Below are 23695 nucleotides of genomic sequence, written 5' to 3'. Positions count from 1 at the left end.
GCAACTTCCGGACACACGGCCATTTTTCGGGTGTTCCTGACGTCAATAGAAGCTCACTCCCTTTTCCGCACCTGATTAGTAAGTGATTAGCCGCCCGGAGTGCTCCATGCCAGATTACCGCTCGAAAACATCCACCCACGGCCGCAACATGGCCGGCGCCCGCGCACTGTGGCGTGCCACGGGGATGAAAGATGACGACTTCAAGAAGCCGATCATCGCGATTGCCAACTCGTTCACCCAATTCGTACCGGGCCACGTCCACCTCAAGGACCTCGGCCAACTGGTCGCCCGCGAGATCGAACGCGCTGGCGGCGTAGCGAAGGAATTCAACACCATCGCCGTGGACGACGGCATCGCCATGGGCCATGACGGCATGCTGTATTCCCTGCCGAGCCGCGAGATCATCGCCGACTCCGTGGAGTACATGGTCAACGCCCACTGCGCCGACGCCATCGTGTGCATCTCGAACTGCGACAAGATCACCCCCGGCATGCTGATGGCCTCCCTGCGCCTGAACATCCCGGTGATCTTCGTCTCCGGCGGCCCGATGGAAGCCGGCAAGACCAAACTGGCCTCCCACGGCCTCGACCTGGTGGACGCCATGGTCATCGCCGCCGATTCCAGCGCTTCTGACGAGAAGGTCGCGGAATACGAGCGCAGCGCGTGCCCAACCTGCGGTTCGTGCTCCGGCATGTTCACCGCCAACTCGATGAACTGCCTGGTGGAAGCCCTGGGCCTGGCCTTGCCGGGCAACGGTTCCACCCTGGCCACCCACAGCGACCGCGAGCAGCTGTTCCTGCAGGCCGGCCGCACCATCGTCGAGCTGTGCAAGCGCTACTACCACGACAACGATGAGTCGGTGCTGCCGCGCAACATCGCCAACTTCAAGGCGTTCGAAAACGCCATGACCCTGGACATCGCCATGGGCGGTTCCACCAACACCATCCTGCACTTGCTGGCCGCCGCCCAGGAAGCCGAGATCGATTTCGACCTGCGCGACATCGACCGCCTGTCCCGCAACGTGCCGCAACTGTGCAAAGTCGCGCCGAACATCCAGAAGTACCACATGGAAGACGTGCACCGCGCCGGCGGGATCTTCTCGATCCTCGGCTCGCTGGCCCGTGGCGGCCTGCTGCACACCGACCTGCCGACCGTGCACAGCAAGACCCTCGCCGAAGGCATCGCCAAGTGGGACATCACCCAGACTGACGACGAAGCCGTGCATCATTTCTTCAAGGCCGGCCCGGCGGGCATCCCGACGCAAACCGCGTTCAGCCAGTCGACCCGTTGGGACACCCTCGACGACGACCGTGAAAACGGCTGCATCCGCAGTGTCGAACACGCCTACTCGCAAGAAGGCGGCCTGGCCGTGCTGTACGGCAACATTGCCCTCGACGGCTGCGTGGTGAAAACCGCCGGTGTGGATGAGTCCATCCACGTCTTCGAAGGCCGTGCCAAGATCTACGAAAGCCAGGACAGCTCGGTGCGCGGCATCCTCGCCGACGAAGTGAAGGAAGGCGACATCGTGATCATCCGCTACGAAGGCCCGAAAGGCGGCCCGGGTATGCAGGAGATGCTCTACCCGACGTCCTACCTGAAATCCAAGGGCCTGGGCAAAGCCTGCGCCTTGCTCACCGACGGCCGTTTCTCCGGCGGCACTTCGGGCCTGTCCATTGGCCACGCTTCGCCAGAAGCCGCCGCCGGCGGCGCGATTGGCCTGGTGCAGGATGGCGACAAGGTGCTGATCGACATTCCGAACCGTTCGATCAACCTGTTGATCAGCGACGAAGAACTGGCCGCACGCCGGGTCGAGCAGGACAAGAAGGGTTGGAAGCCGGTGGAGAAGCGTCCGCGCAAAGTCACCACCGCGCTGAAGGCCTACGCCCTGCTGGCCACCAGTGCCGACAAGGGTGCTGTGCGCAACAAGGCGATGCTTGACGGCCTGTAAGCCCCGCCCATAAAAAATGCCCCGCCAAGTGCGGGGCATTTTTTTGCCTGATACAAATCCTCCAGAACACTGGAGATCGAACTGTGGGAGCTGGCTTGCCTGCGATGGCGGAGTGTCAGCCAACACATGTATCGCCTGACACTCCGCCATCGCGGGCAAGCCCGCTCCCACACAAGCCAGCTCCCACAGGGGGTTGGTGTAAGGCTTTAGAACTGCGGGGTGTAGGTCATGGTGAACATCACATTACGCGGATCGCCATAGTAGTTACTGCCCCAATTCGCGTTATACGCCGGGATGTAGTACTTCTTGTCGAACATATTGTTCAGGTTCGCCGCCACGCTGAATTCCTGGTTGATCTTGTACGCCACCCGCGAATCCCACAGCGCATTGCCCGGCACGCTGAACGTGCGGTCGTAGGCCTCGGTGCTGCTTTGCGCGGTCACGCCGGCGCCGACGCTGAATTTCTGCCAGTCACCCGGCAGCTGGTAATCACCCCAGACCTTGAGTAAATGCTTGGGCGTCCAGGTGCTGAAGATCTTGCCTTCGTAGTCGTCGTCCTTGAGGAATTTGGTGGTGTTGTAGGTGTAGCTGGAATTGAGCTGCAACCCCGGCAGCACTTCGCCGCTCAACGTGGCTTCAAAGCCCTGGCTGCGGACTTTGCCCGAAGCCACCGAGCAGTACCAACCGTTGCAGTTCTGCGGCCCTTGCAGGTCTTGGGCCGCGCGGTTTTCCTGGTCATAGCGGAAGATCGCAAACGAGGTGTTGAGGCGACCATCGGCCAATTCGCCCTTGATCCCCAGCTCGTAGTTCTTGCCTTCGATGGGCTTGAGGATCGCGTGGGACGTGGTTTGGTTGGTCTGTGGTTCAAACGCGTCGGCGTAGCTGGCGTAGGCCGACCATTGGTCGTTCAGTTCATAGACCAGACCGGTGTACGGCGTGACCTTGCCGTTGGTTTGGGTGGTGCTGGCTTCAGGCGCGCCATAAGTCCCCTTGATACCGCTCTGGCCGATGTAGGAGAACTCATACCAACTGGTGCGCGCGCCGACGATCAGGGTCAGCGGGTCCAGCAGCTTCACGCGCCAGGTGCCATAGATGCCTTTCTGGCGAACGTCATACCAGCTCTTGGAGCCCCAACCGTCCTTGAACAGTTGGTATTTGTCGCGCTGCGGGCGGTTGTGGTCGATGTTGAAGATATCCGCGCCCGGCGTGGCCGCCCGCGCCCACAGGTCGTCGGTGGTGAGCTTGGAATAGTTGGCGCCCAGGATCATTTCCTGCTGGAAACCCAGGCCGTCGAACTTGCCATCGACGTACACATCCGCGCCGCGGCTCTTGGTGTTGAAGTCGGTGACCCAGTCGATATAACGCACGGTGCCGCCGCCGTTGGGGATGGTATCCCACGTCGCCTGGTAGGTTGCGTCGTTGTGCTCGTCCATCGCCACCAACGCGGCCTTCACCTTCCAGTCATCGTTGAAGCGATGCTCCAGGTCGGCGAACACCTGGGTCTGGTTGTTGACGTTGCGGTTCCAGCTGGCGCCGACAAAGGTCGAGCGCGGCAAGCCGATATCGCTGCCGTCGGCGTAACGGGGCAGCGACATGAAGTTGGGCCGCGAATGGCCTTTCTGGTTGCTGATGCCGACCCCGACGGTGGTGTCTGCCGTGAAGTCGTAGTCCACCGCCGCGTAGACCGTCTGATTCCAGCCGCCGGCGTAGTCGACAAAGGAGTTGGTCGTGTCGTAATCCGCCACGAAACGGCCGCGCAAGGTGCCTTGGGCATTCATCGGGCCGCCGACGTCGACTTGAGTGCCATAGTGGTCCCAGGAGCCGGCCTTGGCGGTGATGGTCACCGTGGGCGCCTGCTGGCCGCGTTTGCGCACCAGGTTCATGGTGCCGCCGGGGCTGTTGGCGCCTTGCAGCAACGCGGCCGGGCCACGCAGGGTTTCGACGCGGTCGTAGATCGCCATGTTTTCGGTGAGGTAGCTGCCCAGGGTGTAGGTGTTACGCGGGATGCCTACGCCATCGTATTGCAGGGTGCCGATCTCGAAACCCCGGGAGAAGATGAACATGCCGGGGCCGGGGGATTTGGTCGCGGTCAGGCCGGGGGTGCGCTTGACCACTTCGGACAGTTTGGTGGTGTTCTGGTCATCCATCTGCTTGCGGGTCATGACACTGACCGACTGCGGGATGTCCTTGAGTTTCTGCTCGCCCTTGCCGATGGTCACCGCGCCGGTGGTGTAGGAACCTGTACCTTCGGTAGTAGCACCCAGGCGTTCGGCGCTGATGGTTGTTGCACCGACTTCAAGGGCAGAACCGCTGGCCACGGGTTTTTCCAGGGTCACGGTGTCGGCATTGATAAACGCCGCGTTCAGCCCCGTGCCACCCAGCAACAAGCCAAGGGCCTCGCGCTGGCCCAAGTTGCCGCGCACACCTGGGGATGTCACGCCCTGGGTCAACTCACCGGACACCAGCACCTGAATCCGCGTCACCGCCGAAAACGCCGCCAACGCGCCGTCCAGGCTTTGCCCAGGAATATCGAAGCGGTAAGTCTGGGCCTGGGTGGTCTCAGCGGCCTGCAAGTACAGCGGCGCAATGCCGCTGGCCATGGAAATGGCCAGTGCCAGCAAGGGCCGTGCGGCGTATCGGTGTGCCATGGATGGTGCTCCCCGGTGCAAAAAAAGTCGGTGATCGGCGCCGCACTACTTGAGAGTGCTTACTATTTGCGCCTCAGTGATCAAGGACGATGGCTCACGGAGAAACCCTGAAACTATTTTGAAAAAAGTTGCCGTCAGGACGCTTTGCCTTCGCGCAACACCAGCAAATACGGGGTGTAATGCTCGGCGCGCAGGTTGAGGGTGTATTCCAGCGCCTTGATCACCGCATCCGGTTTGTCGATTTCAAACACGCCGGAGACCACGCGATTGCGCAGCGCGTCGCCGAGCACCAGGGTCTTGCCGGGCCAGTAGCGGTTCAGTTCGCTGACCACTTCCGACAACGGCTGCTGGCGGAATACCAACTGCCGCTGGCGCCACGCAAAGCCGCTGGCCGGATCGAAGCCGTGGACCTCGGCGAGGTGCTGTCCCTGATACTCCACCGCCCGCCCCGGTTCCAGGTACACCGTGTCACCGCTGCCCGCACTGACCTGCACCTTGCCTTGGGCCACCTGCACCCGCGTCTGCGCATCACGCCGCGCCACGCTGAACTGGGTGCCGACCACCTTGACCCAGCCCTCACCGGACTGCACCACGAAGGGCCGCGCCGGGTCCTTGGTCACGCTGAAAAAGCCTTCGCCCCTCAGCAGACGAATCTGACGCTCACCCGCGCTCATGCGCACTTGAATCGCGCTGTCGGTATTGAGTTGCAGCTGGGAACCGTCGGCCAACTCGACGGTGCGCGACTCACCGGTGCCGGTGGCGTAATCCGCGCGCAGGCGGTCGAGCCAGGGGGTGTTTTGCACGGTCAGGCCAACCGCCAACAACACCGCGGCGGCGCACGCCCAACGCCGCAGCGGTTTGCGCCAGGCGGCCTGTTCGGCGCGACGGATCACCCGGGCCGGCTCACGCAGGCCGCCCAGCAGCGCCTGCACTTCCTGCCAGGCGTCATCCTGGGCTTGGCCCTGCCCGAGCCAGGCGGCGAAGGCGTCCATGTCAGCCGGCGTCACGTCCTCGGCCTGTAGGCGGAAATACCAGCCGGACGCTTGTTCAAACAGCGCGTCGGCAGTGGGTGTGGCAGTCATGACCGACGTCCTTGTGCATCGCAGGCAAGCCGCGTCTTGATGTACGCGCGGCATTCAATCAAGGCGCGACGCAATTGGTATTCCACACTGCGCGGGGTGATCGACAGGCGTTCGCCAATCTCGCGGTAGGAAAGTTCGTCGACATGATAGAGCAGGAAGATCTGCCGAGTCGCTTCGGGCAACGCCAGGATCGCGTCCTGCATCAGTTGTTCCTGTTGGTAGGCGGCCAATTGTTCGTCGGCACCTGGGTTGGTGCACGGCAGCTCTTCGCTGGGCTCGCCGGCGTCCAGGCGCTCACGGCGGATGGCCTGGCGCTGGTGATCGCGCACCAGGTTGCTGGCGATGGTGAAGAGAAAGGCTGGGAGGTTGTCGATCTTCTCGCCGGAATCCAGGCGCGCCAGGCGCAGGAACGATTCCTGGGTCAGGTCGGCGGCCACTTGGGCGCTGCCGGTGCGGCGGGTGACGAAGGCTTCGAGGGCTTTCTTCTGCTCCGCGAACAGGCGCGCGATCTGCGAATTCCAGGAGAGCACGGCACTACCTTGAGAGGAACGAGAGGTTCAGGAGGTGCGCACGCCAGCAAAGAATGAGATTGGTTCGCAATTGATATCTATTTTTTGCTGTGGGTTTGGAGGTGTTCTTTAGGGCGCTATCGCAGGCAAGCCAGCTCCCACACTTGATCGGGTTCACACGGTCAAAATGTGGGAGCTGGCTTGCCTGCGATAAGGGCAACTCGGTGTTACTGGATGTCGTCAGGCTTCACAATCACCCAATTCTTGTCCGCCGTCACCGCCAACCCTTCCTTGGCCTGCGCCGCCGCATGCTTGGCGATCATGCCATTCAGCTGGGTCATGTACTTGTCCTTGCGGTTGATCCACAAGTGCACGCCACCCTTGGCCACGTCCACATCGTGAAACAGCATGTAGCCATCACTCGTTGGCGTGTCGCCGCCCACCAGCACCGGTTTTTTCCATTCGTCGATGTAGGTGAGGATCGCCGCGTGCTTGCCGGCCATCCAGGTTGCCGGGGTCCACAGGTACGGCGTGAGTTCCAGGCCGAGGTTGGCCTTCTCGTCATACTTGCCAGCGGCGATCTGTTTGCGTGCGGTAGTCAGCTCGCCGGTCTTGCGATCCTTGAGCAAGGTGGTCACGCCGATCACGTTCTCGGGTTTGACGTTGTAGCCGTACTTCGGATCGGCCGCGACCATGCGCACCAGCTCTTCCGAGGCGGCGGTCATCACGTACACGTCGATGCCGTTTTCCATCAGCTTGTTGTACAGCTCCTGCTGGCCGGTGAAGATCTTCGGCGGCTGCACTTCGGATTTTTTCACCACGTCGCCTTCGAAATAGCTGACCGGCACCGGTTTGCCGGAGGCCATCAGCTCGTCGACCTGGACCTTGAGCTCCTTGAGGGTGAAGCCGGAAAACACCTGGGCAACCCACGGGTAGCAGACCATGTCGTCCACTTCGCAGAGGCGATAGTAGTAACTGAACAGGCTCTCCTTGTGTTCGGCGGTGTCTTTGAACGGCATCAGCTTGAGCGACGGGTCGAGGCTGTCGCGGGTGATCAGGCCCTTGTTTTCCATGTAGGGCAGCAGGGATTCTTCGAGGTCGTAGCGGTAGCTGGTGTTGTCCATGTCGAACACCGCGAAGTTACCCTTGTTGGCGTTGGCGGCGATCATCTCGTTCAATTGCTTGGCCGCCGGGGCGGGCCAGTGTTTCAACTCGGTGGCGGCCATGGCGTGGCCGGCAAGGCCCAGGCACAGTGCGGCGGCAAACAGTCTCGAAGCGAGCTTCATATGCGTTTTCTCCCTGAGTGAAAAACCTCGACGCTAACAAATCCCCGTGACAGTTACCGCCCGAGCGCGACCGCTTGCGTCCTGATCCCGCCAACCACATATGCCTGAGCGTCAAACGCTTATTCCAAAAACGACAGTCACCATTCCATATCGGTATTAAATCAATATATTTCAAGCTGTTAGGATTTCCGGTTCGCAATCGCAGGCTCACGCGATTGGCAGCCTCTGACGGAGCTCTAATGAATCTGCCCCTGATTCTCAACTTACTGGTGTTCGTGGCCCTGTTACTGGGCCTGGCACAAACCCGCCGCACAAACTGGAGCCTCGCCAAGAAGGTGCTGTTCGCCCTGGCCCTGGGCGTGGCGTTTGGTGTGGCGCTTCATACCCTTTACGGCGCCGGCAACCCGGTGCTCAAGGCGTCCATCGGCTGGTTCGACCTGGTCGGCAATGGCTACGTGCAATTGCTGCAAATGATCGTGATCCCGCTGGTATTTGCCTCGATCCTCAGCGCTGTGGCGCGCCTGCACAACGCCGCGTCCCTGGGCAAGATCAGCTTCCTGACCATCGGCACCCTGCTGTTCACCACCGCGATTGCGGCGTTGATCGGCATCGGCCTGACCAACCTGTTCGGCCTCACCGCCGAAGGCCTGGTGGCCGGCACCCAGGAAATGGCGCGCCTGCAAGTGATCCAGAGCGATTACGCGGGCAAGGTCGCCGACCTGAATATCCCGCAGTTGCTGCTGTCGTTCGTGCCGTCCAACCCGTTCGCCGACCTGGCGCGGGCCAAGCCGACGTCGATCATCAGCGTGGTGATCTTCGCCGCATTCCTGGGGGTTGCCGCGTTGCAACTGCTCAAGGATGACGTGGAAAAAGGCCAGAAAGTCCTCAACGCCATCGACATCCTGCAAGCCTGGGTGATGCGCCTGGTGCGCCTGGTGATGAAGCTCACGCCCTACGGTGTGCTGGCGCTGATGACCAAGGTGGTCGCCGGCTCCAACCTGCAAGACATCATCAAGCTTGGCAGTTTCGTCGTGGTGTCGTACCTGGCCCTGGGCCTGATGTTTGTGGTGCACGGCCTGCTGCTGTCCCTGGCCGGGGTCAACCCGCTGCGCTTCTTCCGTAAAGTGTGGCCGGTGCTGACCTTTGCCTTCACCAGCCGCTCCAGCGCAGCGGCGATCCCGTTGAGCATCGAGGCACAGACCCGTCGCCTGGGCATCCCGCAGTCCATCGCCGGCTTCGCCGCTTCGTTTGGCGCGACCATCGGCCAGAACGGTTGCGCGGGTCTCTACCCGGCCATGTTGGCGGTGATGGTGGCGCCGACCGTCGGCATCAACCCGCTGGACCCGCTGTGGATCGCGACCCTGGTGGCGATTGTGACCTTGAGCTCGGCCGGTGTGGCCGGCGTGGGCGGCGGTGCAACGTTTGCCGCGCTGATCGTGCTGCCGGCGATGGGCTTGCCGGTGTCACTGGTGGCACTGCTGATTTCCGTGGAGCCGCTGATCGACATGGGCCGCACGGCGTTGAACGTGAACGGTTCGATGACGGCAGGGGCGATTACCAGCCAGATCATGGGGCAGACGGATAAGGCGTTGTTGGATGCGGATGAGCATGCTGAGTTAGTGCAGGCCTGATGGACCGCTATCGCAGGCAAGCCAGCTCCCACAGTTGACCGAGTTGTTTAGAAATACTCGGTCCAATGTGGGAGCTGGCTTGCCTGCGATGCTCTTAGGCCTTTTCCCAAACCTCAAAGTTGTAAGCAGGCTTGTCACCTTCCGCCGGGTTCTCAACATTCGACACCAGCTTCCACTGGTTCAAATCAAACGCTGGAAACCAAGCATCCCCTTCCGGGCTCAACGCCACCCGCGTCAAATACAGGCGATCCGCCTGCTCCAGCCCCTGCGCATACAACTGCGCGCCGCCGATCAGCATCAGCTCATCCACGCCCTGCTCCAGTGCCCACGCTTCAGCGCGCTCAACCGCCGCTTCCAGCGACGGAAAAACTTCCGCACCTTCAAGCGCCAGATCGGTCTGACGGCTGACCACAATGTTCAAGCGCCCCGGCAACGGTCGACCGAGGGAGTCCCAGGTCTTGCGCCCCATGATGATCGGCTTGCCAAGCGTGGTGGCCTTGAAATATTTGAAATCCCCCGGCAAATGCCAGGGCATGCTGTTGTCGACGCCGATCACGCGGTTTTCACCGAGGGCTGCGATCAGGCTTAAAGGGAGAGTTTTTTTCATGGCGACGAGAATACCAGAGCCACGAGCCAGGGGTTATGCTCCAGGCTCACTCACACAACAGGACGGCGCGTGACTCCCCTGCACACACTCTGGCTGACGGAAACAGTACGCCTGCGCGAAGAACACGCCGGCAACCTGGAAGACCAGGAAGCCAACCGCCTGGCCCGCGCGGCCGGGGGCGACCTGCCGACGCGCATCCAGCGGCGCGCCCTGCACCTGGCCGAGCGCGATGGTTTGACCTCCGCCCTGACCCGCTGGCTGCAAGGCGCACGCCTGGCGCTGGTGTTGCTGGCGGTCGTCGCCGTGCTCAGCGGCGCGGGCCTGGCCTTCGCCGCCATGGGCAATGGCCTGGCCCCGGTGAATGTGTTCTGGGCATTGGGCAGCCTGCTCGGCTTGAACCTGATCCTGCTAATAAGCTGGGCCCTGGGCCTGCTGTTTGCCGGCGAACACGGCGCCAGCCTCGGGCGCTTGTGGTTGTGGCTCAGCGAAAAGCTCGCCCGCGACGCCAAGGCCGCGCAACTGGCGCCGGCGCTGCTGTTGCTGCTGCAACGGCAAAAACTCAATCGCTGGGCCGTGGGTGTGCTGGTCAACAGCCTGTGGCTGCTGGCCTTGCTCAGTGCGCTGGTGATTCTGCTGATGCTGCTCGCCACCCGCCGCTACGGCTTCGTGTGGGAAACCACCATCCTCAGCGCCGACACCTTCGTCGCCGCGACCCAGGCCCTGGGCAGCCTGCCCACCCTGCTCGGCTTCAATGTGCCGACGGTCGAAATGATCCGCGCCAGCGGCGACTCCGCCTTGAATATCGAAAGCGCCCGCCAGTCCTGGGCCGCGTGGCTGGTCGGCGTGCTGCTGGTCTACGGCCTGCTGCCGCGCCTGATCCTCGCCCTGCTCTGCCTGTGGCGCTGGCAACGCGGGCGCGCCGCCCTGCACCTGGACCTCAACCTGCCCGGCTACAGCCAACTGCGCGAACGCCTGATGCCCAGCAGCGAACGCCTTGGCGTCAGCGACGCCGCCCCGGACCAACTGCCTCAGGTCAGCAGCGGCGTCAGCGAACTGGAAAGCGCCGGCGCCCTGCTGGTGGCCATCGAACTGGACGATCAACACCCGTGGCCGCCCAAGCTGCCGGCCAACGTCAAAGATGCGGGCATCCTCGACAGCCGCGAATCGCGCCACAAGCTGCTGGAGCAACTCACGCGCTTCCCGCCCGCGCGCCTGGCCATCGCCTGCGACCCACGGCGCTCGCCGGACCGCGGCAGCCTGGCGTTGATCGCCGAACTCGCGCGCAGCGCCAGCGCAACCCGCGTGTGGCTGCTGCAAGCACCCCACGGCCAGGCGCTGGACGCCGAACGCCTGGGCGACTGGCACACCGCGCTGCAACAGCTGGAACTGCCCTTCGCCGACTGCGCGCCGCTGAACTGGCTGGAGACCGGGCATGACTAAACCACTGAAACTCGCCGTGGTCGGCCACACCAATGTCGGCAAGACTTCGCTGCTGCGCACGCTGACCCGCGACGTGGGCTTTGGCGAAGTGTCCCATCGCCCCAGCACCACGCGGCATGTCGAAGGGGCGCGCCTGTCGGTGGACGGCGAAGCCTTGCTGGAGCTGTACGACACCCCCGGCCTGGAAGATGCCATCGCCCTGCTCGACTACCTCGAACGTTTGGACCGCCCGGGCGAGCGCCTCGACGGCCCGGCGCGCCTGGCGCGGTTCCTGGAAGGCAGCGAAGCGCGCCAGCGTTTCGAACAGGAAGCCAAGGTGCTGCGCCAACTGCTGGCCTCGGACGCCGGCCTGTATGTGATCGACGCCCGCGAGCCGGTGCTGGCCAAGTACCGCGACGAGCTGCAAGTGCTGGCCAGTTGCGGCAAGCCGTTGCTGCCGGTGCTCAACTTTGTCAGCAGCAGCGACCACCGCGAGCCGGACTGGCGCGAAGCCCTGGCTCGCCTGGGCCTGCATGCGCTGGTGCGTTTCGACAGCGTCGCGCCACCGGAAGACGGCGAGCGGCGCCTGTATGAAAGCCTCGCCCTGCTGCTGGAAAGCGCGCGACCACAATTGGAGCGGCTGATTCTTGATCAAGAAGCCCAACGCCAAGCCCGTCAGCAAAGCGCTGCACGCTTGATCGCCGAGCTGCTGATCGACTGCGCCGCATGCCGGCGCAGCGTGGTGCCCGAGGACGAACCGCAAGCCGTCAACGAGCTGCGCAAAGCCGTGCGCCAGCGTGAACAGAAGTGTGTGGAAGCCCTGCTCAAACTGTTCGGCTTCCGCCCGCAAGACGCCGCCGCCAGCGACTTGCCGCTGCTGGACGGTCGCTGGGGCGATGACCTGTTCAACCCGGAAACCCTCAAGCAACTCGGCGTGCGCGTCGGCGGCGGGATCGCCGCAGGCGCGGCGGCCGGGGCCGGTGTGGATCTGCTGGTCGGCGGCTTGACCCTGGGCGCCGCCGCCCTGGCCGGGGCGATTGCCGGTGGCGCGCTGCAAACCGCGCGCAGCTATGGCGGCCGCCTGCTCGGCAAGATCAAGGGCCAGCGCGAGCTGACCGTGGACGACGGCGTGCTGCGCCTGCTCGCCCTGCGCCAGCGCCAGTTGCTCAGGGCCCTGAACCAGCGCGGGCATGCGGCGATGCACAGCATCAAGGTCGACACGCCCCAGGACAAAAGCTGGCGCGAAGGCAAGTTGCCGGACGCGCTGCACAAGGCGCGCGCCCATCCGCAGTGGTCGTCCCTCAACCCCCACGCCAAGCTCAGCCAGGCCGAGCGCCAGGAACAGATCGAAGCCCTGGCCCAGCGCCTCGACGAAACCTAAGCCGCCAGCACCTGCCGCGCCTTGGCCTTGAGCAGTTCAAGGTCGAGCACCGGTACGTGCATTGCCTTGGCCTGCTCATCCCAATAACGCATGCGCACACTCACGGCACACAGAGGGTCCTGTTCAAACGCGTGGGCCTCTTCGGCGCTCATCACGCCGCCTTGGTAACCCAAGGTGCGCCGGCTGGCTTCACTCAGGCGGGCGTAGTAGTCCGGCTGGCTGAACGTCAGGTAGCGCTTGGCCTGCACGTGGTATTCCACGAGCTTGGCCATGCGCTCGCTGAACCCCGCGCGGCGCAGGTAATCCGCGCCCAAACGCTCATGGCTGACCACGCCATAACCGCCCATGTTCTCGCCGCCCTGGCCGCACAGATGGCCGATGTCGTGGAAAAACGCCGCCAGCACCACTTCATCATCAAAGCCTTCGGCCATCGCCCACTGCGCGGCCTGGGACATGTGCTCGATCTGCGACACCGGCTCGCCGATGTAATCCTCCGTGCCGTACCGCTCATACAAGCCGAACACCTCGGCAATCGCCTGTTCCGGGCTCATCACGCTGCGCCCCACAACAGGCTGATATTGCGCTCGGCCAGCGCCGGCCCGACGCTCATGCCCACACCGGTGTGCATCAATGCCGCGCTCACCCCGGATGCCACCCGCAGGAACGAAAACGGCCCCGGCCCGCGCGAGCCGTACACGCCCTGCCAGCGCTCGACCACTTGGATCTTGCAACCCAGGGTCTGCTGCGCCAGCTCGATCATCCAGTCATCGACCCTTTCGGCATTGAACGGCGAGGCGTCGCTGCCGTAGTCGTGGGAGTCGCCGATGATCAGTTCGCCATGGGGCGTGGGGCTGATCAGCAAGTGGATGCCGTGTTCATGCAGGTGCGGTGCTTCGCGCAGGATGTGCGCCTGCACGGCGGCGGCCTCGGGCAGGTCGGCAAAGGCGCCGTAATGCACGCAACTCAAACCGGTGAGCAACGCGTGTTGCAGGTTCAGGTTGATTGCCGGCCGTGCGCGCAGCATTTGCAGGCGGCAGATGCTCGGGTTGAGCGTGGCCATCGCGTCGGCCAGCAGGGTTTGGTAGTCATGCCCGGAGCAGACGATGATCTGCTCGCCACGAAAGCTACCCGCCGTGGTGTGGACCTGGCCGGGCTCGACGTCGCGCACCAGGGTGGAAAAGTGAAACTCCACCTGCAATTCGTTGCGCAGGTAGTGGATCAACGCCGGGATCGCTTCGCGCGAATACAGCTGCTGATCGTCGCGGCCATGCAGCGCGGCGCGGTGATGGCGGAACTGGCCGCCGTACAGGTCATTCAGCGCGGCGCCTTGCAGCAGTTCGACGTGGTAGCCGTGCTCCTTGGCGCGACCGGCGCAGAAGGCTTCCAGCAGATGCTCTTCGGCCTCGGAGCGGGCAAACAGGTACGAGCCGTTGCGCTTGAGTTGCAAGCCGGCGACCTGGGCCCAGTGGCCCCAGATCTCGCGGCTTTCCCGCGCCAGGTCGAGCATCGGGCCCGGTGGCTGGCCGGTGACCAGGGCCTGGCCGAAGTTGCGCACCGAGGCGCCCAACGGTGTCGCGCTGCGTTCGAAAACCTTGACCTTGAGGCCGCGCTTGGCGGCGGCATAGGCATGGGACAGGCCGAGGATGCCGGCGCCGACTATTAGCAGGTCGGTGGGGTGTGTCATGTTGTGCTGTTCCTGTACTTGAGACCGCTATCGCAGGCAAGCCAGCTCCCACATTTGAAGGTATTCACAAGTCAAAATGTGGGAGCTGGCTTGCCTGCGATGAGGCCAGTAGCCCTAACGAAAACCTTACTGACCGGCAACCTTCTCCGACTTGCCGTCATAGCGCTTGCGCCACTCGGTCAGGATGCTGTCGCGATTCTTCGACGCCCAGGCAAAGTCGTTCTGGATCAAGCGCTGCTCATAGTCAGCCGGCAATTCGGTCTGTGGCTTGGCAATCCCCGGCTGGGCGAGGACGGCGAAGTTGTCCTTGTACAAATCCATTGCTGCAGCGCTGGCAGAGAAGTCGGCGAGCTTCTTGGCCGCGTCGGCATGGGCCGTGCCCTTCATGATCGCCGTGGCTTCAATGTCCCAACCCAGGCCTTCTTTCGGCAGGATGATGTCCAGCGGCGCACCCTGGCGTTTCAGCTGCACGGCCGGGTATTCAAAGGAAATGCCGATCGGGAACTCACCCGACGCCGCCAGCTTGCAGGGCTTGGAACCGGAGTGAACGTATTGGCCGATGTTCTGGTGCAGGTCGTCCATGTACTGCCAGCCTTGCTTCTCGCCGTAGGTCTGCAACCAGGCGCTCACGTCCAGGAAGCCGGTGCCGGACGAGGCCGGGTTGGGCATGACGATCTTGCCCTTGTACTCAGGCTTGGTCAGGTCCTGCCAGCTCACGGGTTTGCTCAGGCCCTGCTTCTCGGCTTCGACGGTGTTGAAGCAGATGGTCGCAGCCCAGACGTCCATGCCCACCCAGGCCGGTGGGTTGGCGGGGTCGCGGTAGTTCTTGCCGATCTTGTCCAGGTCCTTGGGTGCGTAGTTGTCCAGCATGCCTTGCTGGTCGAGGATCGCCAGGCTGGAGGCGGCCAGGCCCCAGACCGCGTCGGCTTGCGGGCGGTCTTTCTCGGCCAAGAGCTTGGCGGTGATGATGCCGGTGGAATCACGCACCCACTTGATCTCGATGTCCGGGTTAGCCTTTTCAAACGCCTGCTTGTAGGTCTTCAACTGCTCGGTTTCGAGGGCCGTGTACACGGTGAGGTCGGTCTTGGCGAAGGCATTCAGGCTGAATGCAGACAGTACGGCAGCGACCAGCGCCAGGGGCTTGAACATGGAACACCTCCTATCGGGATTATTGGCCGGGCGCGGTCTGGCGCCAGGCTTGGGAGCGACGCAGTGCGCCACGTGAAGCCCACGCCAGCAGCAGCGAGACGCCGGCCGAGGTGAACAGGATCAGGGTCGACATGGCCGCCGCACCGCCCACGTTGCCGGCGTCGTCCATGTTCAACACGGCGACGGCGGCGAGGATGGTGTCGGGGCTGTAGAGGAAGATCGCGGCAGACACGGTGGTCATCGCCGACACAAACAGGTAGCGCACGATGTCCAGCAACGCCGGCAGGCAGATCGGCACCGTGACTTTCAGGTAATGGCGGTACAGCGGCGCCTTGAGGGACAGCGCGGCGGCTTCGAACTCGGCGTCCAGTTGGCGCAACGCGGTGGTGGCGGTCATCTGTGCGGTGGTCAGGTAGTGCGCAATGGTGCACACCACCAGCAGGGTCATGGTCCCGTAGAACACATGCAGCGGGTTGCCGTTGAGGTTGAAAAAGAACACGTAGCCCAGGCCCAGCACCAACCCCGGCACGGCCATCGGCACGAAGCTGAGCATACGCAGCGCGAGGTTGAGGCCCTTCTGGCCCTTGGTCTTTTCCATCAGGTAGGCGCCGGTGAAGATCAGCACACTGCCAATCAACGCGGTGCACAAGGCCATGGTCAGGCTGTTGCGGTAGGCCAGCCAACCGCCGCCGGCGGTGTCTTCGAACTGGTAGTGGTTCAGCGACAGCGACAGGTTGTACGGCCAGAACTTCACCAGCGAGGAGTACACCGCCATGCCGAACACCAGCAGCAAGACGGCGCAGATCAGCAGGACGATGGCCAGGTAGCAGGCGTCTCTGACGCGTGATGGCACTGGCTGGAATACTTGCGCGCGGCCGCTCATGGCATCGCCGTGACGGCGGCGCAGCCACGCATCCACACCAAAGCTGAACAGCGCCGGCAGCAGCAACACCATGCCGATCAACGCGCCGCGACCGAACTGCTGCTGGCCGACCACTGCCTTGTAGGCTTCCAGGGCCAGCACTTGATAATCACCGCCCACCACCACGGGCACGCCGAAGTCGGTGATGGTCAGGGTGAACACCAGGCAGAACGCCGCGAACACCGCCTGACGCGTGGCCGGCCAGGTGATGCTGCGAAACGCCCGGGCCGGGCTGGCGCCCATGCTGGAAGCGGCGTCGAACAGACGCGCATCCGCCAGGGACAGCGCCGACAGCAGGATCATCAGGGCGTGTGGGAAGGTGTAGATCACTTCGCCGAGCACGATGCCCCAGAAGCCGTAGATATTCTCCGAGAGCACGCCGCGCAACATGCCCTGATTGCCGAACAGGTACACCAGCGCAATCCCCGGCAGCATCGACGGTGCCATCAGTGGCAGCAGGGACAGGCCGCGCCAGATCGCCTTGCCGGGAATCAGCGTGCGTTGCAGCGCGTAGGCAAACAGGTAGGCCAGCGGTACGACAATGGCTGCGACGCTGAGGGAAACTTTCAGGCTATTGCCGAGCAGCCAGTGGAAGTTGGCGCTGGTGATCAATTCTCGGGCAGCAACCAGACCACCGCCCTGCCCGGCTTCGCTGCTGAAACCGCGCCAGAAGATCGCCAGCAACGGCAGCAAGACGGCGACGCCCAGCAAGCACAGCCACAGTAGTTTGCCGCCGACCACAAACAGGCGGTCGCCGAGTTCGGCACGGGACGCCTGGCGCGCGGCCGGCAAGGTCATGACAGCGCCCATCTCAGGCAAACACCTGCAGGCTGCGCGGCGGCAAGGCCACCCAGATGTCCTGGGCGCCCAGGCGTGGCATGGCTTCCGGGGCCAGTTCGGCGAGCAATGCATGGCCGGGAAGTTGCTCCAGTTCGAAGCTCATGCGGCAGCGGTTGCCGAGAAAGGTGATCTCGCGGACCTTGGCCGGGAACAGGTTTTCTTCATGCACCGGCGGGTTGACGCTGATGGCTTCCGGGCGGCAGAACAGGCGCCCGGACTTGGCCACGCCAGCATCATCGGCCAGGCGCATGTTCATCCCGCCGACCTGGGCATGGCTGGCGCTGTTGCGGCTGAAGGGCAGCCAGTTGCCCTGGCCGACAAACTCCGCCACAAACGGCGTGGCCGGGCGGTCGTAGATTTCCTGGGGCGTGGCGTATTGCTCGACCTTGCCGTTGTTCATCACGGCGATGCGGTCGGCCATCAACATGGCCTCGTCCTGGTTGTGGGTCACCATCAGGGTGGTGATGCCCAGGCGCCGTTGCAGTTGGCGCAGCTCGGTGCACAGGTGCTCCCGCACCCGGGCGTCGAGGGCCGACATCGGCTCATCCAGCAGCAACAACGACGGTGCCGGCGCCAAGGCGCGGGCCAGGGCCACACGCTGTTGCTGGCCACCGGAGAGTTGGCCGGGGTATTTCTTTTCACTGCCCAGCAGGCCCACCAGTTCCAGCATCTGCCCGACGCGCTGGCGCACTTCGTCGCGGCCACTGCCGGTGAGGCCGTAGCCGATGTTCGCTTCGACGGTGAGGTTGGGAAACAGCGCGTAGGACTGGAACAGGATGCCGTAGTCCCGCGCCTGGGGTGGCAGCAGGGAAACGTCGCGGTTGCCCAGGTAAAGTTCACCGCTGTCCTGGCGTTCCAGGCCGGCGATGCAGCGCAACAAGGTGGTCTTGCCACAGCCGGACGGGCCCAGCAGGCACACCAGCTCACCGGCAGCGACGTCCAGGGACACGTTGTCCAGCGCCGTGAAGGCGCCGAAGCGTTTCTGGACATTGCGCACCTTCATCGGTGCGCCGGGTTGGGTCAGGGCAGTGTTCATGCAAGGCACCTCATCAAACGGATGAAGGCCATGCTAGGCAGGCAATGCGTCGCTGGTGTGGCAGGAAGGCAAAAGGTGGTGATAGTGGTATTGGTGGATTTGGGGATATGGGTAGTCTGGGCGGGCCTCATCGCGGGCAAGCCCGCTCCCACACTTGATCGGGTTCACACGGTCAAAATGTGGGAGCTGGCGTGCCTGCGATAGCGGCCTGAAGGCCACCCACCCATTTCAGAGGGGCGACATTTCCTGCGCCAACCCCAGAAACGCCGCCGGCAACCGCGCGCCCTTTCTTTCCTTGAGGCAGTACAAATACTCCGGGATCTGTGGCGCATTCTCGATGGTCAGCACGCGCAACTGCGGGTCATGGGGCACTTCCTGGCGGGCAATGATGCTGATGCCGATATTGCGCAGCACCGCCTCGCGGATCGACTCGCGGCTACCGATTTCCAGCAGCGGCCCGTAACTCACGTTGGCGCCCTGCAACATCTCTTCCGTCAGCCGCCGCGTGGTCGAGCCCGCTTCGCGCATCAACAAGGTGTGCCCGGCCAGCGCGCCGAGAGGCACATGGTCGAGCTTGGCCAGGGGATGGTCGCGATGCACCGCCAGCACCAACGGGTCGGTGCCGAGTACGCGGCGGATCAGGCGCGGGTCTTCCAGCAGTTGCGAGGACGCGGCGACATCGACGCGGTAATCGTCCAGCGCTTCGAGCACCTGCTGGGAGTTGCCGATTTCCACCGACACTTCCACTTGCGGCAGGCGTTCGCGAAAGGCTTTGACCAGGTCGAGGATGTAATACGGCGCCGTCGCGGCAATGCGCAAGGCGCCCTGGACCTGGCCGTTGTTGCGCAGGAAAAACTCGATGTCCGCTTCCTGCTGCAACAGCGCCTTGACCATCGGCAGCAGCCGCGCGCCCTCGTCGCTGACGGTGAGGCGGCGCCCGCCACGGTAGAACAGCTCGACGCCGTACTGGCTTTCCAGGTTGCGGATCTGCGTGGTGACGGTGGGCTGGCTGAGGCCGAGTTTTTTCGCCGCCTGGGTAATGCTGCCCAGTCGCGCGACCATGAAAAACGCCTTTAACTCAGCACTCAGCACACCACCCTCTCATCCTCATTTGCGCAGCAGGCGCAGGCCATTGAACACCACCAGCAAACTCACGCCCATGTCGGCGAACACCGCCATCCACATGGTGGCCATGCCCAGGAAGGTCACGGCCAGGAAGATCGCCTTGATCACCAGCGCCAGGGCGATGTTCTGCTTGAGGATACTCGACGTTTGCCTCGACAGCCGAATGAATGCGGGAATCTTGCGCAGGTCATCGTCCATCAGCGCCACGTCGGCGGTCTCGATGGCGGTGTCGGTGCCCGCTGCAGCCATGGCAAAACCGATCTCGGCGCGGGCCAGGGCCGGGGCGTCGTTGATACCGTCGCCGACCATGCCGACGCGATGGCCTTGGCCGTAGAGGGTTTCGATGGCTTGCAGTTTGTCGGTGGGCAGCAGGTCGCCACGGGCCTGGTCGATGCCGACCTGGGCACCAATCGCCTGGGCGGTGTGGGTGTTGTCGCCGGTGAGCATCAGGGTCTTGATCCCCAGCTCATGCAGCTGCTGGATGGCTTCGCGGCTGCTGTCCTTGACCGTGTCGGCCACGGCGAACAGCGCCAGCGGGCCGGACTTGTCGAGCAGCAGCACCACGGACTTGCCTTGTTTTTCCAGGGCGAAGAGCTTTTCTTCCAGCTCCGGCGAGCACAGGCCGAGGTCTTCCACCAGGCGGTGGTTGCCCAGGTGGTAGGTTTCGCCGTTGATATCACCGCGCACACCGCGACCGGCCAGGGCCGCGAAGTTATCCACAACGTGGCTCGGCAGGTTTTTATCCACAGCCGCGCTGGCGATGGCCAGGGACACCGGGTGGTCGGAGCGCCCGGCCAAACTGGCGGCCAGGGCCGGTGCGCTGTCTTCGACGTTGGGGAACAACGCCAGGTAATCGGTTTGCACCGGCTTGCCGTGGGTGATGGTGCCGGTCTTGTCGAGGGCCAGGTAGTCGAGCTTGTAGCCGCCCTCCAGGTACACGCCGCCCTTGATCAGGATGCCTTTGCGCGCCGCTGCCGCGAGGCCGCTGACGATGGTCACCGGGGTGGAGATCACCAACGCACACGGGCACGCGACCACCAGCAGGACGAGGGCGCGGTAGATCCAGTCGAACCACGCGCCGGCCATGAACAGCGGCGGAATCAGGGCCACACCGAGGGCAAACAGGAACACCGCCGGGGTGTAGATCTTCGAGAAGCTGTCGACAAAGCGCTGGGTCGGCGCGCGGGCGCCCTGGGCCTGCTCCACGGCGTGGATGATCCGCGCCAGGGTGGAATTGTTGGCCGCTGCGGTGACCTTGTACTCCAGCGAGCCCGCCTGGTTGATAGTGCCGGCGAAGACTTTATCGCCGACGGTCTTTTCAATCGGCAGGCTTTCACCGGTGATCGGCGCCTGGTCGATGGTGGACTGGCCAGCGGTTACCTCACCGTCCAGGCCGATGCGCTCGCCGGGCTTTACCCGCACGATGGCGCCAAGTTCAATGCTTTTGACTTCCTGTTCAGCCCACGAACCGTCCGCCTGCTGCACCGTGGCCTTTTCCGGGGTCATCTGCATCAAGCCGCTGATGGCGTTGCGCGCACGGTCCAGGGACTTGGCTTCGATCAACTCGGCGACGGTGAACAGGAACATCACCATCGCCGCTTCCGGCCACTGGCCAATCAGCACCGCGCCGGTGACCGCGATGCTCATCAGCGCGTTGATATTGAGGTTGAGGTTCTTCAGGGCAATCCAGCCCTTTTTATAGGTGGTGAGGCCGCCACTGAGGATCGACACCAGCGCCACCAGTGCAATCACCCAGGTCGGTGCGGCGCCTGTGAAGTGCAGCACTTCGGCGCCCAACGCGCCGATGCCGGACAACGCCAGCGGCCACCAGTGTTTCTTCGCGGGCGGGGCGGCAGCCGGGGTGCCTTCTTCGATGGGATCGGCCTGCATGCCGATAGCTTTGATCGCGTCGATGATCGGCGCGGTGCTCGGCAGGTCGTGGGTGACGCCAAGGATGCGGTTGATCAGGTTGAATTCCAGCTGCTGCACGCCGGCGAGCTTGCCCAGTTTGTTCTGGATCAGCGTCTGCTCGGTGGGGCAGTCCATGGCTTCGATGCGGAACGTGCTCAGGCGGGAGCCGGCGGTGGGCGCTTCGTTGAGCGTCACCTTGGCCGGGGCCGCGCTGCCGGAACAGCAGGAGCCAGCGTGGTTATGCACAGGCGTGAGTTTTTTCTCGCCGTGATCATGGTTGTGCTCGTGTTTATGCGGGGTGTGGATGGAATCGCTCATTCTGTCGCGTCCGTAGAGGTGCCTGTTGCCAAGTAAAGACCCTGTAGCCACTATAGGGTCAAGCACCCATTTGGAGATTGCTGCGATGAAGATCGGCGAACTGGCGAAACTGACCGACTGCCCGGTGGAAACCATCCGTTATTACGAGAAGGAAGGCCTGCTGCCACCTCCGGCACGTACCGACGCCAATTACCGCGTGTACACCCAGGCGCACACCGAGCGGCTGGTCTTTATCCGCAACTGCCGCAGCCTGGACATGACCCTGGAAGAAATCCGCAGCTTGCTGGGATTGCGCGACAGTCCTCAGGACCAGTGTGAAAGCGTGAATGCGTTGATCGACGAGCATATCCAGCACGTCAAGGCGCGGATCGATGGGTTGTTGGTGTTGCAGGAACAGTTGCTGGACTTGCGCCAGCGTTGTGGCGGCGGGGAGCAGTGCGGGATTTTGCAGCGGCTTGAAGTGAGCGGGAGCGTGGCAGCCAGTGAGGCCGAGCCTTCCCATGTGGGCAGAAGCCACGGCCACTAACCTGGGGTGAAAACCCAATCAAACTGTGGGAGCTGGCTTGCCTGCGATAGCTGAGTGTCAGGCAACATCAATGTTGCTGATCCACCGCCATCGCAGGCAAGCCAGCTCCCACAGTTTATGGCTTATGGCCGAGGCAGCCTTTTAGATGGCGACGTCAGCCTTGATGCTTGGATCAGCGTCGTAACCGACGATTTCGAAGTCTTCAAATTTGTAATCGTAAATCGACGCAGGCTTGCGCTTGATCACCAGCTCCGGCAGCTTCTTCGGCGTGCGCGCCAGCTGGGTCTGGATCTGTTCCATATGGTTGCTGTACGCATGGGTGTCGCCAGTGGTGACGATGATCTCGTGGGGGATCAGGTCGCACTGCTGGGCCAGCATATGGGTGAGCAACGCCAGCGCGGCGGTGTTGTACGGCAGGCCGAACCCGTTCATGCGACTCACATTATGCACACTACGATTGCGTTCTTTAGCAAAGTCCCGCTCGTCTCAGAGTGCATGATTATAATTGCACATTACGCTCATAAAAACAAGAACTTACCCCCACACTCGATGAATATTTTCTCTAGGCTTTGCCCTGTGAGCCTCGGAGGAAATTGGCAGCTCCGGCCAACGTTCATGGCTAGCGTGAAGCCCCCCTATTTCAATCACATTGTCCCAAGCGAAAGCAGAGGCCCTCGTGGGCAAGCCGCTCCGGATTCGCCTGGAAACCTATACACTCGACATAGGCAATCTGCCATTACGACTATCACTTCTCGCAACGGACGCAACATGGATTACAGACGCATCAGAGGCATGGATTCAGGACAGCGCCTCGCCTTTGAAGAGCTCGTTTGCCAGCTTGCACGGCGTGAACCACCAGCCGCTGACGCTGAATTTAGGCGAATAGAAGGTGCAGGGGGCGATGGGGGCATCGAGGCTTACTGGTTGCTCAGCGACGGGAGCGAAATTGGATACCAAGCAAAATACTATCTAAAAGCAGGTGACATTGATTGGGCCAATATTGACGACTCCGTTAAACGCGCCCTTCAGTCACATCCATCGTTAACCAAATATGTTGTGGTCTTAGCCTGTGATCTGACGGATAAAACCGGAAAAAAGAGTAGCGGCAAAAGAGGCTGGGAACACTGGGAGGCCCATAAGGAAAAATGGACATCCTATGTTCCATCGGGTCAAACAGTGGAGTTTGTTCCTTGGACTGCCTCAGACCTGACTCACCGACTCTCGCTATCAAATGCCGAAGGCCTGAGAAGATACTGGTTTGGGGACACGGAATTCTCACCGACTTGGTTATCAGAAAAAGTCGACTGGGCTGTAAAGTCTCTCGATGAAAGGTTTCATCCTGAAGATCATGTTGAAGTCGGGATTGAAAGGCTATTCAAGGTGATTTTACACGATGAGTGCATCATTTCAGAGCTCAAAGGCAAGATCGAAAAAGTCCGCGCTTTAGCAAAAATAAGTAACACAGAAAATGAATTGGGCAGTTCAAGCACCGTTCTCATGGAAAACGTTGCATCGCAGGTAAGAAAGCTTGATGCGCTCGAAATAAAAATCACATCCGACGCCTGGCTTACCTGGCCACTAGCCGAATGCCTTGCATGCATCGAGCAAGTCTCGGATAACGTCCATGCTTGTTGCCGCTGACCGAAAACTGACCCAGTAGAGGCTGTTCTGCC

The 23695-nt window shown here is 62.7% G+C and carries 18 protein-coding genes and 1 pseudogene; 6 read left to right on the top strand and 13 right to left on the bottom strand.

The window, feature by feature from the left end; all coding sequences use genetic code 11:
• Positions 1-106: 106 nt before the first annotated feature.
• Positions 107-1948: a dihydroxy-acid dehydratase gene (gene ilvD / locus B348_RS0103435; RefSeq protein ID WP_017734762.1), complete on the top strand. Its 1842-nt coding sequence runs from the start codon at positions 107-109 to the stop codon at positions 1946-1948.
• 206 nt (positions 1949-2154) lie between these two features.
• Here ilvD and B348_RS0103430 read toward each other — a convergent pair whose 3' ends face one another.
• The 4 genes from B348_RS0103430 to B348_RS0103415 all read right to left on the bottom strand — a co-directional run bounded on the left by B348_RS0103430 (position 2155) and on the right by B348_RS0103415 (position 7473).
• Complete coding sequence (locus B348_RS0103430) at positions 2155-4596, bottom strand: TonB-dependent siderophore receptor (RefSeq protein ID WP_026136521.1); 2442 nt, start codon at positions 4594-4596, stop codon at positions 2155-2157.
• A gap of 134 nt (positions 4597-4730) precedes the next feature.
• Entirely contained in the window at positions 4731-5678 is a 948-nt protein-coding gene (locus tag B348_RS0103425; RefSeq protein ID WP_017734760.1) for a FecR family protein, read from the bottom strand.
• A complete protein-coding gene (locus B348_RS0103420) occupies positions 5675-6208 on the bottom strand; it encodes an RNA polymerase sigma factor (RefSeq protein ID WP_017734759.1) in 534 nt (177 codons plus the stop codon). The genes B348_RS0103425 and B348_RS0103420 overlap by 4 nt, the downstream gene beginning before the upstream one ends.
• A 206-nt stretch (positions 6209-6414) precedes the next feature.
• Positions 6415-7473 (bottom strand): hypothetical protein, encoded by a 1059-nt coding sequence (locus B348_RS0103415; protein ID WP_017734758.1) that lies wholly within the window; start codon positions 7471-7473, stop codon positions 6415-6417.
• A 239-nt stretch (positions 7474-7712) separates the two neighbouring features.
• On the opposite strand from B348_RS0103415, the gene B348_RS0103410 reads away from it, so the two are divergent.
• On the top strand, positions 7713-9104 hold the full coding sequence (locus B348_RS0103410) for an L-cystine transporter (protein WP_017734757.1): 1392 nt from the start codon (positions 7713-7715) through the stop codon (positions 9102-9104).
• 94 nt (positions 9105-9198) lie between these two features.
• Here the strand turns inward: B348_RS0103410 and B348_RS0103405 are convergent, their stop codons facing one another.
• Positions 9199-9711 (bottom strand): dihydrofolate reductase, encoded by a 513-nt coding sequence (locus B348_RS0103405; RefSeq protein WP_017734756.1) that lies wholly within the window; start codon positions 9709-9711, stop codon positions 9199-9201.
• Positions 9712-9780: 69 nt separating this feature from the next.
• Between B348_RS0103405 and B348_RS0103400 the strand changes: the two genes are divergently transcribed.
• On the top strand, positions 9781-11151 hold the full coding sequence (locus B348_RS0103400) for a DUF2868 domain-containing protein (RefSeq protein ID WP_017734755.1): 1371 nt from the start codon (positions 9781-9783) through the stop codon (positions 11149-11151).
• Positions 11144-12511: a DUF3482 domain-containing protein gene (locus B348_RS0103395; RefSeq protein WP_017734754.1), complete on the top strand. Its 1368-nt coding sequence runs from the start codon at positions 11144-11146 to the stop codon at positions 12509-12511. The genes B348_RS0103400 and B348_RS0103395 overlap by 8 nt, the downstream gene beginning before the upstream one ends.
• On the opposite strand, the gene B348_RS0103390 is transcribed toward B348_RS0103395, so the two are convergent.
• The 7 genes from B348_RS0103390 to B348_RS0103355 all read right to left on the bottom strand — a co-directional run bounded on the left by B348_RS0103390 (position 12508) and on the right by B348_RS0103355 (position 21496).
• Positions 12508-13062 (bottom strand): phosphonate degradation HD-domain oxygenase, encoded by a 555-nt coding sequence (locus B348_RS0103390; RefSeq protein WP_017734753.1) that lies wholly within the window; start codon positions 13060-13062, stop codon positions 12508-12510. The two genes, B348_RS0103395 and B348_RS0103390, sit on opposite strands and share 4 nt — an antisense overlap.
• Entirely contained in the window at positions 13062-14195 is a 1134-nt protein-coding gene (locus B348_RS0103385; protein ID WP_017734752.1) for a TIGR03364 family FAD-dependent oxidoreductase, read from the bottom strand. Before B348_RS0103385 ends, B348_RS0103390 begins: the two co-directional genes overlap by 1 nt.
• A gap of 126 nt (positions 14196-14321) precedes the next feature.
• Positions 14322-15344, bottom strand: a complete 1023-nt coding sequence (locus B348_RS0103380) for a putative 2-aminoethylphosphonate ABC transporter substrate-binding protein (RefSeq protein WP_017734751.1) — start codon at positions 15342-15344, stop codon at positions 14322-14324.
• A 19-nt stretch (positions 15345-15363) separates the two neighbouring features.
• Positions 15364-17076: a putative 2-aminoethylphosphonate ABC transporter permease subunit gene (locus B348_RS0103375; RefSeq protein WP_017734750.1), complete on the bottom strand. Its 1713-nt coding sequence runs from the start codon at positions 17074-17076 to the stop codon at positions 15364-15366.
• A gap of 1 nt (position 17077) precedes the next feature.
• Positions 17078-18142: a putative 2-aminoethylphosphonate ABC transporter ATP-binding protein gene (locus B348_RS0103370; protein WP_017734749.1), complete on the bottom strand. Its 1065-nt coding sequence runs from the start codon at positions 18140-18142 to the stop codon at positions 17078-17080.
• A gap of 228 nt (positions 18143-18370) precedes the next feature.
• The gene (locus tag B348_RS0103360; RefSeq protein ID WP_026136520.1) at positions 18371-19234 is read right to left on the bottom strand and encodes a LysR family transcriptional regulator; all 864 of its coding nucleotides are present in this window, start codon (positions 19232-19234) and stop codon (positions 18371-18373) included.
• 15 nt (positions 19235-19249) lie between these two features.
• Complete coding sequence (locus tag B348_RS0103355; protein WP_017734746.1) at positions 19250-21496, bottom strand: heavy metal translocating P-type ATPase; 2247 nt, start codon at positions 21494-21496, stop codon at positions 19250-19252.
• 85 nt (positions 21497-21581) lie between these two features.
• Between B348_RS0103355 and cadR the strand changes: the two genes are divergently transcribed.
• Positions 21582-22022 carry a Cd(II)/Pb(II)-responsive transcriptional regulator gene (cadR, locus tag B348_RS0103350; RefSeq protein WP_017734745.1) on the top strand — a complete coding sequence of 147 codons (441 nt, stop codon included), beginning with the start codon at positions 21582-21584 and terminating at the stop codon, positions 22020-22022.
• Positions 22023-22163: 141 nt separating this feature from the next.
• On the opposite strand, the pseudogene thyA reads toward cadR, so the two are convergent.
• A pseudogene (thyA, locus tag B348_RS01000000129675) lies at positions 22164-22442 on the bottom strand (thymidylate synthase); the annotation flags it as partial.
• Positions 22443-22790: 348 nt separating this feature from the next.
• On the opposite strand from thyA, the gene B348_RS0103340 reads away from it, so the two are divergent.
• Positions 22791-23663, top strand: a complete 873-nt coding sequence (locus tag B348_RS0103340; protein ID WP_017734743.1) for a hypothetical protein — start codon at positions 22791-22793, stop codon at positions 23661-23663.
• Positions 23664-23695 lie beyond the last annotated feature (32 nt).

The organism is Pseudomonas sp. CBZ-4, from assembly GCF_000346755.1.
Taxonomy (GTDB): domain Bacteria; phylum Pseudomonadota; class Gammaproteobacteria; order Pseudomonadales; family Pseudomonadaceae; genus Aquipseudomonas.
Note: the sequence above shows the minus strand (reverse complement) of the source record. Positions and strands in the feature narration are given on the sequence as shown.